A 12066-nucleotide genomic window follows, 5' to 3' on the forward strand; every position below is an offset into this window, starting at 1 on the left:
GGCCGCCGGGCGACGTGGCCGGCCGGCCCGGCTACGGCTGGGCGTCGGCCGGGGGCTCGGTGGCCGGGGCGGTCGGCTTGCGGGCCGGCTTCGTCGTCGGCTTGACCGGCGGCTTGGTGGTCGCGGTCGGCGTGGGCGTCGGGGCCGGCGTCGGAGTCGGCGCGGGCGTCGGGGTGGGTGCGGGCGTGGCCGTCGAGGTCGCCGTCGCGGTGGGCGCCGGCGCCGGCGGGGCGGTCGGGGGCACACCGGCCAGGGCGTCCGAGATCTGCTGCTCCAGCCACGGCGTGACGAACCGCATGCCCGCCGGCGTCAGGTGCACCCCGTCGTTGGCGGGGGTGACCCAGTGGCCGTCCTTGTCCTTCCACACGCAGGTGTCCCACGGGCAGTAGAAGGTGTTGAGGTCGATCAGCCGGACGCCGCCGCCGGCGGACTTCGCGAAGTCCGCGATCTGCCGGTTGTAGCAGGTCCCCCAGGTCTTGTTGATCGCGCCGTTCTCGACGCGCTCGTTCATCAGCAGCACCTGGGCGCCGTGCGCGTGCCGCCGGATCTGGTCCACGGCCTGGGTGAGCCGGGCGGTGTAGCGGGTGCGGTAGTCCTCGTCGCAGGGGTTGAGCCAGCTGCCGTCCAGGTACTGCTCGGCGGCGTCCCAGCCGAGGTGGACGAGGACGGCCCGGGGCGCGGCGGAGTCGAGCGAGCGGTCCCAGGCGGCGGAGCGGTCCTCGCAGTCCGCCTCGGTCTCGAACTCGGTCCCGGAGACGGTGCGGACCTTCTGCGGGCCGAAGACGCCGCAGCCGCTGATGCCGCCGTCGACGACCCGGTAGCGGTCCCCGGCGCGGTACAGGCCGGTGGCGAGGTCCTGGGAGAAGGAGTCGCCGAGCACCAGCACGAGGGGCTTCCCGCTCGGCCCGGACTTCATGTCGTGGCCGACCCAGGCGGGCAGGTACCAGGCGCCGGCGGTGGCCACCGCGGTCGTCACGGCGAGGATCGGGACGGCCGTGACGGCCCGCCAGCGCAGCACCCGGAGCTTCTCGGTGCCGGTGTGCAGCAGCCAGGCGAGCACCCAGGAGACGGGCCCGCCGATGAGCAGCAGCCGCTGCGGCGAGATGTCGTCGACGTAGTGCTGGAGCAGCCAGTACACCGGCAGGTGGAGCAGGTAGAGGCTGTAGGAGATGGTGCCGGTGAGCCGCAGCGGGGGCAGCGAGAGCAGCCACACGAGGGGGCCGCGGTCGTAGCAGAGCGAGGCGGTGAGGACGGCGGCGAGCGCCGCGACCACGGCCAGTCCGCCCCGGTACAGCAGCGGTTCGTGGTAGCTGCCGACCGTCAGGCTGGCCCAGACCAGGCCGCCGAGGGCGGCGGTGCCGACGAGGGTGGGCAGCACGGGGCCGCCGGGCGGCCGCAGTCCGGCGCGGGTGCCGGTGCCCTCGGCGGCCGCGGTGCGCACGCGGTGGCGCAGCCACAGGTAGACGGCGAAGGCGGCGGTGGCGCCGGCGGCGAAGCCGACCGCGCGGGTCTCGGTGCCGAGGTAGAGGCGGTCGCTGTTGTGGCCGTTCCACAGGAGCGGGGCGACGAGCGCGGAGGCGGCGAACAGGACGGCGGTGGCGATCCCGGCGGCGCGCAGGGAGCGGCGGCAGAGGCCGAACACGGCGAGCAGCAGCAGCGGCCAGACGGCGTAGAACTGCTCGGTGATGCTGAGCGACCACATGGCGGCGAGCGGGTCGATCTGGGCGAAGTGCTGCCAGTAGGCGTCGCCGCGGGACAGCTGGGCCCAGTTGGCGACCTGGGCGAGGGCGGCGAGGGCCTGCGGGCGCAGCTCGCGGACGTCCCGCAGCGGGCTGACCAGGGCGGACAGCCCGACGACGAGGATGACGGTGGCGAGCAGGCCGGGCAGCAGGCGCTTGGCGCGGCGGCGGTAGAAGACGCCGAGCCGGATGCCGTCGGTGCGGTCGAGCTCGCGGATCAGGACGAGGGTGACGAGGAAGCCGGAGAGGACGAAGAAGACGTCGACGCCGAACAGGCCGTTCTGGAACCAGTCGGTGTGGTACAGCAGGACGGAGGCGATGGCGAGGCCGCGCAGCCCGTCGACCGCCCGGAAGCGGATCGACGGCGGCAGCGGTTCGCGCGGCCGGGGTTCGGGCGCGGGGACCGCGTAGCGGCTGGCCGCGGCGGGTTCGATGCCCCGGGCCCGTCGCATGTCCTGGAGGGTGGGGCCGCCGGTGGGCGCGCCGAGGCCGGGCCCGTTGTCCATCTGGTGCGTTCCCCCGCGTCGATCGCGCTGTCGTGTCTGCTTCACGCGACAGCTCTTGATCTGTGGTTTATATCAAAAGCCGCCTGTTGATCGCCCGGCGGTCGCCCGGGGGCGGTTCGGGCCAGTGTGCTCAGAACACCATGGTGTAGACCATCAGGTCCATGCCCGGGTACGGCGCCCAGTCCCGGGCGGGGGTGCGGCGGAAGCCGAGGCGCTCGTAGATGCGGTGGGCGGTGGTCATCTCGGGGCGGGTGGAGAACGCCATGCCGGCCAGGCCGAGGTCGCGGCTGCGGGTGATGGAGGCCCGGACCAGGGCCGCGCCGACGCCCCGGCCGCGCGCGGCGGCGGCGGTGGCGAGCATCCGGATCTCGCCCTCGTGCGGCTCGGCGATGTCGGCCCACTCGGTGCCGCCGACCGCGAAGGTCACGCAGCCGAGGACCTGGTCGTCGGCGTCGACGGCGACCAGCAGTTCGGCTTCGCGGGCCCGGCGCTCGGCGTCGCGCAGGTGCTCGACGTACTGGCTGGTGGGCGCGGTGAAGCCGTCGCCGACGAAGACGTCGACGGTGAGGCGGCCGGCTGCGTCGAGGTCCTGCGGCAGGGCCCGGCGGATGAGGTAGTCCATCGGGCCAGTGTGCCGGAGCCGGGTTCGGCGGTGAGGTACGGGGTCGAACGAACCGGCCGGGCCGCCCGAGACGCCCGGGCCGCCCGTCAGCCGGCCCCGCCGTCGCCGGTCAGGTGCTCGACGCTGTTCCAGCGCTCCGGCCGCAGCCGCCCGTCCTGGCCGCGCCACAGGCTCGCCGAGCAGTTGTGCACCGGCCCGAGCGCGGTGAGCTGCTGCTCGCTCAGCCGGTCCAGCGCGTAGCGCAGCATCAGCACGGTGCAGTCGTGGGCGACCAGCAGCACGGGCCGGCCGGCCTCCTCCTCGCCGAGGTCGCGCAGCAGGCTGCGCACCCGCAGCGCGACGTCGGCCCAGGACTCGCCGCCGGGCGGCCGGTAGTACAGCTCGCCCATCTTGCGCCGGCGGGCGGCCTCCTCGGGGTGCTTGGCCTCGATGGCGGCCTTGGGCAGCATCTCCAGGACGCCGAGTTCGCGGTCGCGCAGCCGCTCGTCGTAGCGCACCGCGAGCGAGACCGGGACGGCGCCGAGCCCGGCGGCCTGGGCGAGCGCGATCCGGGCGGTCTCGGCGGTGCGCTCGTACGGCGAGCACCAGACGCTGCGCGGGCGGTCGGCGGCGGGCAGGCCGGCCCACCAGCGGCCGAGCGCCTGGGCCTGCTGCCGGCCGCGCAGCGAGAGCGGGATGTCGGCGTCGCGGCAGCTGATCGGGACGCTGAGCGCGCCGGAGGCCTCGGCGAGCTGGAACTCGACGTTGGCGGTGGACTCGCCGTGCCGGGTGGCGATCAGCACGGACGGCAGTCTTCCGGCGGCCGTCCGGTGCGGGGCGACGAGATGGTGCTGCCCCTGCGTGCCCGGGTGCTGGGTGCCCTGGTGCTGCGTGCCCGGGTGCGGGGCGGGTTGGTGCTGGCCGTTGAGTGTGGTGCCGAGTTCTGCCATGGCCGCGAGCTCCCCGTTGGTCGATCAGGTCCCGGCCGGATGCCGGTCCGGACTTGGTGGTGCCCGGCGTGCGCGTCCTCTCACCCTCGTGATCGCGCCGCCTCCTCCAGTGTTGACGGAGAAGGCGGCGCGATCACAGGGCGCGCGCGGCGCGAATCAGTGCGCCGCTACGGGCTCCGGCGCGTTCTTCAGCTCGTCGTCGCCGGCTTCGGCGCTGTAGTCGGCGGGCCGGGTCTCGTCCGGGCCGACCGGCGCCTTGACCGCCCGCAGCACCAGGGTGAGCGCCACCGCGACGACCAGGTTGAGCGCGAAGGCGGTCAGGCCGATGTAGCCGAGGTGGCCGATGCCGGGGATCTCGGCCGCGTTGCCGCCGAAGTGCGTGGTCTTCGGGTTGGAGATGTTGTACGCCTGCCAGGTGCCGTAGACCATGCCGGCCGCCCAGCCGGCGAACAGTGCCCAGTGGTGGAACCAGCGGGTGAACAGGCCGGCGACGATCGCCACGAAGGTCTGCAGGATCCACAGGCCGCCGAGCAGCTGCAGGTTGATCGCGGCCTGCTTGTCCATGCCGAGCACGAAGACCAGCGCGCCGACCTTGACCAGCAGCGAGACCAGCTTGGCGACGCGGGTCTCGTCGGCGGAGGTGGCGGCGGGCTTGAGCCACTCCTTGTAGACGTTGCGGGTGAACAGGTTGGCCGCCGCGATGGACATGATGGCGGCCGGCACCAGGGCGCCGATGCCGATCGCGGCGAAGGCGACGCCGGTGAACCAGTCCGGGAACATGTTCGCGAACAGCTGCGGCACCGACAGCTGGGGGTTGAAGCCCTTGTCGCCCTTGCCGATGCCGGCCGCGAGGGCCATGAAGCCGAGCAGCGCCAGCAGGCCGAGCATCAGCGAGTACGCGGGCATGATCGCCATGTTGCGGCGCACGGTGTTGCGGGACTTGGAGGCCAGCACGCCGGTCACCGAGTGCGGGTACATGAACAGCGCCATCGCCGAGCCGAGCCCCAGCGTCGCGTAGGTCCACTTCTTGTTGTCGTCGGTGAGGGTCATCCCGCCGGCCTTGGGGGCCTGCTTGAAGTGCTCGGAGACCGTGTCGAAGATGTGCCCGTAGCCGCCGAGGCGGATCGGGATGTAGATCACCGCGACGATGATCACGATGTAGACCAGCGCGTCCTTGACGAAGGCGATCAGCGCCGGGGCGCGCAGGCCGGAGGAGTAGGTGTAGGCCGCGAGCACGCCGAAGGCGATGAACAGCGGCAGGTCCTTGACGAACCAGTTGGCGTTCTCCCCGCCGCCGACCCCGAGCACGTCCAGCACCGCCTGGATGCCGACCAGCTGCAGGGCGATGTAGGGCATGGTGGCGAGGATGCCGGTCAGCGCGATCACCAGGGACAGCGGCCGCGAGCCGTACCGGCCGCGGACGAAGTCGGCCGGGGTGACGTAGCCGTGCACCCGGGAGACCGACCAGAGCCGGGGCAGGAACAGGAACACCAGCAGGTAGGCGATGATCGTGTACGGGACGGCGAAGAAGCCGCCCGCGCCGGTCGCGTACACCAGCGCCGGGACGGCGATGAAGGTGTACGCGGTGTAGAGGTCGCCGCCGAGCAGGAACCAGGTCACCCAGGTCCCGAAGCTGCGGCCGCCCAGGCCCCACTCGTCCAGGTGCGCGGCGTCGCCCGCGCGGCGCCAGCGCGAGGCGAGGAAGCCCATCACGGTGACCAGGGCGAAGAACAGCACGAAGACCACGAGGGCCGGCACGTTGACGTCCTTCATCGCGCACCTCCGTTCCGGGCCGCCTTGCGGGCCTTCTCGTCCCGGTTGATCAACAGGTAGGCGGCGACGGTGAAGACCGCCGAGGCCGGCACCCACAGCAGCTGGTACCAGTAGAAGAAGGGGATGCCGGCCAGCGCCGGGTCGTTCTTGTTGTACGAGGGCACCCAGAGCATCGCGACGATCGGCACGAGCAGGGCGAGGGCGGCCAGGACCCGCTCGGGGGTCACGGCCGGGACGGCCGCCCCGGGACCGGGCGCGCCGGTGTCGGTGGGATCGGGGTCAGAGGGCATCTTCGGCTCCGCTCCGGAGGGTTCCCCGTCGGCGCCGCAGCCCGGGAGGACGTCCTGCGCCCCCGCGAGCCCGCCGAGCAGCACCATCGGTGATCGACAGTCAGTACGGCTGCGCAATTTAGAGCATGACGTGACCCATGTCACCGGAATTGACGGAACTTCTCACATCCCGGGCGGGCGCGTCGGGAGCACGCGCCCGCGCACGGACGCGAACGGGCACCGGTGCGCGGGTCGCGCGCGCCGGTGCCCGGATGCGGGAGGTCCTGGGGGCGGGCCTACTCGGGCCGCTTCAGGCGGGTGATGAACTTGTAGCGGTCCCCGCGGTAGATCGAGCGCACCCACTCGACCGGGGCGCCCTCGGCGTCGAAGGAGTGCCGGGAGAGCTGCAGCATCGGCAGCCCGAGGTCGGAGCCGAGCAGGCCCGCCTCGCGCGGGTTGGCCAGGGTGGTCTCGATGGTCTCCTCGGCCTCGGCCACGGTGACCCCGTAGACCTCGCGCAGCGCCGCGTACAGCGAGTTGTGCTTGGCGAGGTTCTTGCGCAGCGCCGGGAAGCGCTTGGCGGACAGGTGGGCGACCTCGATGGCCATCGGGTCGCCGTTGGCGAGCCGCAGCCGCTCGATCCGCAGCACCCGGCCGCCGGGCTTGATGTCGAGCAGCGGCGCGAGCCGGTCGTCGGCGGTGATGTAGCCGATCTCGATCAGCCGGGAGGTGGGCTCCAGGCCCTGGGCGCGCATGTCCTCGGTGTAGGAGGTGAGCTGGAGGGCCTGGGCGACCTTGGGCTTGGCGACGAAGGTGCCCTTGCCCTGGATGCGCTCCAGTCTGCCCTCGACCACCAGCTCCTGCAGGGCCTGGCGCACGGTGGTGCGGGAGGTGTCGAACTGCGCGGCGAGCGCCCGCTCGGGCGGGACGGGCGTGCCGGCGGGCTGGGTCTCGGTGAGCTGCAGCAGGTGGCGCTTGAGTCCGTAGTACTTGGGGACGCGCGCGGTCGGGTCGGTGCCGGCCTGGGTCGGGAGGTTCTTCACCTCGGGGTCGTCGGCCTGGGCGGTGGTTCCCCCGTCGCTGCTCATCGGACCTGTTCTCCCGCTTCTCGCAAGGCCTTTTCCGGCCCCGCCACATCGTTAACGGACCACATCGTTGCATGTATGGCTACGGAACGAATACCTCATCACGCGATGAACGATGTGCGGTGTCGGCTTGATAACGGGTGGTCGGGATCCGTCGAACTCCCGTTGACAGGCCCATTGGTCTAGGCCAAGCTCCAGGCATCTGGTCTACACCACTAGGCCGGTTCCGATGAATCCCCCCACCCGATCGAAGGGGTCCGCGGCACCATTCCTCCCGCTTCGCGCGGGTCTGCCGCTACCGTCCGACGTGGGGCAACCCAGGCATCCCTCAGGAGGATGGCGTGAAGCGTCAGCTCATCGCGGCGGTCGGCGTCGCAGCAATGGTCGTCGGCGTGGCGGCGTGCGGTTCGGACGGCAAGAAGGACGACGCGAAGAGCGGCTCGTCCTCGGCGGCCAAGAACTTCGACGGCAAGACCCTCACCGTGTGGCTGATGGACGGCTCCGCCCCCAAGGGCTGGGAGGACAGCGTCAAGGCCGACTTCACCGCCGCCTACCCGGGCGCCAAGCTCGACATCCAGACCCAGAAGTGGAACGGCATCGGCCAGAAGGTCACCGCCGCGCTCTCCGAGGGCTCGGTCGACGTCCTGGAGATCGGCAACACCCAGACCGCGGGCTACGCCGCCACCGGCGGTCTGCTCGACATCACCAAGGACAAGGCCGACCTGGGCGGCGCGGACTGGGCCGCCAACCTGAACGAGTCCTCGATCATGGACGGCAAGCAGTACGCCGCCCCGTGGTACTTCACCAACCGCGTGGTGACGTACAACAAGGACCTCTGGACCAAGGCCGGCATCACCACCCCGCCGAAGACCCTGGACGAGTTCTCCGCCGACCTGGACAAGGTCAAGGCCGTCCCGGGCGTCACCGACCCGCTCTACATGCCGGGCCAGGAGTGGTACACCTACTTCGGCCTGCTGACCAGCGAGGGCGGCAAGCTCGCCAAGAAGGACGGCGACAAGTGGGTCGGCGGCCTCTCCTCGCCCGAGGCCCAGAAGGCCTTCGAGACCTTCAAGAAGCTGCAGAGCCACTCGGCCACCGCCCCCAAGGACAAGGACGAGGCCACCCCGCAGCAGAAGGACGTCTTCGCCAAGGGTGACATCGGCGCCATCATCGGCCTCGGCTGGGAGGTCCCGAAGCCCGAGGAGATGGCCGCCGACAAGATCGGCTACTTCCCGCTCCCCGGCGCCACCGCGGACAAGCCGTCCAGCGTCTTCCTCGGCGGCTCGAACCTGGCGATCGCCCAGCAGACCAAGAACCCCGAGCTCGCCAAGGGCTTCCTGAAGATCGCCCTCAGCGACAAGAACGAGGGCCTGTTCGCCGCGGCCGGCTCCATCCCGAACAAGACCTCGCTCAACAGCAAGGTCGCCGGCGACTTCGCCAAGGCCGCCCTGCCGGCCTCCGCCAACGGCGCGGTCACCCCGAACGTCGCGACGTGGAGCAACGTCGAGAACGAGCCGAACCCGGTCAAGGACTTCCTGACCGCAGCGCTCACCGGCGACTACGCCGCCGCGGCCAAGAAGGCCGACGACGAGATCGCGAAGCGGCTCAACAGCAAGCAGTAGGCAGTCGAGCGGCGTCGCTCACCGGCCCCCGGCGGGGGGCCGGTGGGCGACGCCTGTCCGTCGTGGTCAGGTTGTGAGGAAGAGAGAACGATGGCCGTGCATTCGGACCCGGTGCGGACACAGTCCCCGGGCACAGGGAAGGCCGCCGTGCGCACCCCTGGCGTGATCGCCGGAGGCGGTGCCGGAAGCGCTCCGAGGAAGACCGGCAGAGCGACCGGCGAACCGGGATTCGGCGCCCGCGTCGCGCCGTACCTGCTCCTGCTGCCGGCCACCGTGGTGACCATCGGCCTGCTGGGCTGGCCGCTGCTCAAGACGATCCTGCTGTCGTTCCAGAACCTCAACAAGCGGCAGTTCATCCAGCACCTGACCGAGTGGAACGGCTTCGACAACTACAAGGAGCAGCTGACCGATTCGGAGTTCTGGACGGTCACCGGCCGCACGGTCGCCTTCACGGCCGTCAACGTGCTGCTGATCATGCTCGGCGGCACCCTGATCGGCCTGCTGCTCAACCGCCTCGGGAAGTGGATGCGGCTGGCGCTGTCGGTGGCGCTGGTCCTCGCCTGGGCGATGCCGGTGGTCGCCGCGACCACCGTCTACACCTGGCTCTTCGACCAGAACTTCGGCGTCGTCAACTGGTTCCTGGACAAGCTGGGCTGGCACTCGATGGCCCACTTCAACTGGTACAGCGGCGAGTACTCGACCTTCTTCGTGATCGTGCTGCTGATCGTGTGGATGTCGATCCCGTTCGTGGCGATCAACATGTACGCCGCGCTGACCACCATCCCCAAGGAGCTCTACGAGGCCGCCCGGATGGACGGCGCCGGCCCCGTCAAGACCTTCACCGCGGTGGTCTTCCCCAGCCTGAAGCCGTTCTTCCTGGCCACGACCTTCCTGGAGATCATCTGGGTCTTCAAGGCGTTCACCCAGGTCTACCTGATCAACCACGGCGGGCCGGACGGGCTCACCCGCACGCTGCCGGTGCACGCCTTCCTGGAAGGCATCGGCGCCCAGCGCTTCGGCGCGGGCTCCGCGATCGCGGTGCTCACCATCCTGATGCTGGCCGCGCTGATGTCGTACTACTTCCGCATCATCCTGAAGCAGGAGGACGAGCTGTGAGGCGCTCGCTCATCGGACGTACCTGGCCGAACGCGATCGCGGTCGTCCTGCTCGTCTTCTTCGTCTTCCCGGTCTACTGGATGATCTCCACGTCCTTCAAGCAGGACAAGGACATCATCAGCCGGACCCCGGTCTTCCTCCCGCTGGACGCCACCCTCGACCACTTCGACAAGGCCGTCCACGCCGACAACTTCTGGACGTACGTCACCAACAGCCTCACGGTGACCGTCGGCGCGGTGCTCGTCTCGCTGGTCATCGCCACCCTGGCGTCCTTCGCCGTGGCCCGGATGAAGTTCCGCGGCCGCAAGGCCTTCGTGCTGGTCATCATGGTGGCCCAGATGGCGCCGTGGGAGGTCATGACCATCGGCGTCTACATGATCTCGCGCGACAACGACCTGCTGAACAGCATCGTCCCGCTCACCGCCTTCTACATGATGATGGTCCTGCCCTTCACCATCTGGACGCTGCGCGGCTTCATCGCCGCGGTGCCCAAGGAGCTGGAGGAGTCGGCCATGGTGGACGGCTGCACCCGCACCCAGGCCTTCCTGAAGGTGATCTTCCCGCTGCTCGCCCCCGGCCTGATGTCGACCTCGCTGTTCGGCTTCGTCACCGCGTGGAACGAGTTCCCGCTCGTCCTGTGGCTGAACAAGAAGCCCGACAGCCAGACCCTGCCGCTGTGGCTGTCGTCCTTCCAGACCAACTTCGGCACCGACTGGGGCGCGACCATGGCCGCCTCGACCCTCTTCGCGGTCCCGATCCTGATCCTGTTCATCTTCCTGCAGCGCAAGGCGGTCGGCGGTCTGACCGACGGCGCCGTGAAGGGCTGAGCCAACGTGAGCATCCTCGTCCCCACCACCCCGGACAGCGACCAGCTCCACCGGGACGCGCTGACCGTCCTGCAGCCCGGCTTCGTCGGCACCGAGCCGCCGGCGTGGCTGCTGCGCCACCTCGCCGCCGGGCTCGGCTCGGTCGCGCTGTTCGACCGCAACGTGGTCGACCTCGACCAGCTCTCGGCGCTGACCGGCGCGCTGCGCGCCGAGAACCCCGACCTCCTGATCGCCATCGATGAGGAGAGCGGCGACGTCACCCGCCTGGAGGCCGGCTCCGGCTCCTCCTGGCCGGGCAACCTCGCGCTCGGCGCGATCGACGACCCGGGGCTGACCCGGGACGTCGCCCGCGAGCTGGGCCGGGCGCTGGCCGAGGCCGGCGTCAACTACAACTGGGCGCCCACCGCGGACGTCAACTCCAACCCGCGCAACCCGGTCATCGGCGTCCGCTCCTTCGGCGCCGACCCGGAGCTGTGCGCCCGGCACACCGCCGCCTGGGTCGAGGGCCTGCAGTCGGCCGGCGTGGCCGCCTGCTCCAAGCACTTCCCCGGCCACGGCGACACCGCGGTGGACTCGCACCACGGCCTGCCCGTCATCGACGTGGACCTGGACGTGCTGCGCGCCCGCGACCTGGTGCCGTTCCAGGCCGCCATCGCGGCCGGCACCAAGGCCGTGATGACCGCCCACATCATGATCCCGGCGCTGGACCCGAAGCTGCCGGCCACCCTGAGCCCGACCGTGCTTCGCGACCTGCTGCGGGCCGCGCCCGAGGACGGCGGCCTCGGCTACCAGGGCCTGATCGTCAGCGACGCGATCGAGATGGGCGCCATCGCCGACACCTTCGGCATGGGCGAGGGCACCGTGCTGGCCCTGGCGGCCGGCGCGGACGCGATCTGCGTCGGCGGCGGGCTGGCCGACGAGGACACCGTGCTGATGCTGCGCGACGCCATCGTGGCGGGCGTGCGGGCCGGCCGGCTGACCGAGGAGCGGCTGGCGGACGCCGCCGAGCGGGTCCGCTCGCTGGGCAGCTGGGGCCGGATCGCGGCCCAGGGCGAGCGCTTCGAGCCGGACCTCGCGGTCGGCCTGCGGGCCGCCCGCCGGGCGCTGAAGGTGGTCCGCGCGCCGGGCCGCGAGGTGCTGCCGGTGACCGAGCGCCCGTTCGTGGCCTCGTTCTCGGACGAGCCGAACATCGCGGTCGGCGACGTCACCCCGTGGGGCGTGGCCGGCATGCTGGCCGACCGCTTCCCGGGCACCCGCACCCGCGAGGTGTCGGCCGCCGACGCCGCCCCGGAGCTGCTGGACGCCCTCGTCGCCGAGCTGGTGGGCGCCGCCGAGGGCCGCCGCCTGGTGCTGGTGGTCCGGGACGCGCACCGGCACGCCTGGATGTCCGCCGCGCTGGCCCGCCTGGTCGCGGCCCGGCCGGACGCCGCCGTGGTCGAGATGGGGCTGCCCCAGTCCGAGCCGGTCGGCGCGCTCCACATCGCCACCCACGGCGCGGCCCGGGTCTGCGGGCTGGCCGCCGTGGAGGTGCTCACCGGGCAGTACGGGGCGGTCGCCTGAGACGCGATCACCCGAGGC

General features: G+C 71.5%; 10 protein-coding genes. 4 read left to right on the forward strand and 6 right to left on the reverse strand.

Annotated features, from left to right (window positions below):
* Positions 1-31: 31 nt before the first annotated feature.
* The 6 genes from VM95_RS22720 to VM95_RS22745 all read right to left on the reverse strand — a co-directional run bounded on the left by VM95_RS22720 (position 32) and on the right by VM95_RS22745 (position 6926).
* Positions 32-2245 carry an SGNH/GDSL hydrolase family protein gene (locus VM95_RS22720; protein ID WP_045699851.1) on the reverse strand — a complete coding sequence of 738 codons (2214 nt, stop codon included), beginning with the start codon at positions 2243-2245 and terminating at the stop codon, positions 32-34.
* 130 nt (positions 2246-2375) lie between these two features.
* Complete coding sequence (locus tag VM95_RS22725; protein WP_045699853.1) at positions 2376-2867, reverse strand: GNAT family N-acetyltransferase; 492 nt, start codon at positions 2865-2867, stop codon at positions 2376-2378.
* A gap of 86 nt (positions 2868-2953) precedes the next feature.
* A complete protein-coding gene (locus tag VM95_RS22730; RefSeq protein WP_078860361.1) occupies positions 2954-3796 on the reverse strand; it encodes a histidine phosphatase family protein in 843 nt (280 codons plus the stop codon).
* 156 nt (positions 3797-3952) lie between these two features.
* Positions 3953-5569 carry a monocarboxylate uptake permease MctP gene (gene mctP, locus VM95_RS22735; protein WP_045699855.1) on the reverse strand — a complete coding sequence of 539 codons (1617 nt, stop codon included), beginning with the start codon at positions 5567-5569 and terminating at the stop codon, positions 3953-3955.
* On the reverse strand, positions 5566-5859 hold the full coding sequence (locus VM95_RS22740) for a DUF3311 domain-containing protein (RefSeq protein ID WP_045699923.1): 294 nt from the start codon (positions 5857-5859) through the stop codon (positions 5566-5568). The genes mctP and VM95_RS22740 overlap by 4 nt, the downstream gene beginning before the upstream one ends.
* A 275-nt stretch (positions 5860-6134) precedes the next feature.
* A complete protein-coding gene (locus tag VM95_RS22745) occupies positions 6135-6926 on the reverse strand; it encodes a GntR family transcriptional regulator (RefSeq protein WP_078860363.1) in 792 nt (263 codons plus the stop codon).
* Positions 6927-7264: 338 nt separating this feature from the next.
* Between VM95_RS22745 and VM95_RS22750 the strand changes: the two genes are divergently transcribed.
* From VM95_RS22750 to VM95_RS22765, 4 genes are all read left to right on the forward strand, one after another.
* A complete protein-coding gene (locus VM95_RS22750; RefSeq protein WP_045699857.1) occupies positions 7265-8545 on the forward strand; it encodes an extracellular solute-binding protein in 1281 nt (426 codons plus the stop codon).
* A gap of 90 nt (positions 8546-8635) precedes the next feature.
* Positions 8636-9661 carry a carbohydrate ABC transporter permease gene (locus VM95_RS22755; protein WP_045699859.1) on the forward strand — a complete coding sequence of 342 codons (1026 nt, stop codon included), beginning with the start codon at positions 8636-8638 and terminating at the stop codon, positions 9659-9661.
* On the forward strand, positions 9658-10488 hold the full coding sequence (locus VM95_RS22760; protein ID WP_045699862.1) for a carbohydrate ABC transporter permease: 831 nt from the start codon (positions 9658-9660) through the stop codon (positions 10486-10488). The genes VM95_RS22755 and VM95_RS22760 overlap by 4 nt, the downstream gene beginning before the upstream one ends.
* A 6-nt stretch (positions 10489-10494) precedes the next feature.
* Positions 10495-12048, forward strand: coding sequence for a glycoside hydrolase family 3 protein (locus VM95_RS22765; protein WP_045699864.1), 1554 nt, complete (start codon positions 10495-10497; stop codon positions 12046-12048).
* Positions 12049-12066 lie beyond the last annotated feature (18 nt).

It is taken from the genome of Streptomyces rubellomurinus (assembly GCF_000961885.1).
Lineage (GTDB): Bacteria > Actinomycetota > Actinomycetes > Streptomycetales > Streptomycetaceae > Kitasatospora > Kitasatospora rubellomurina.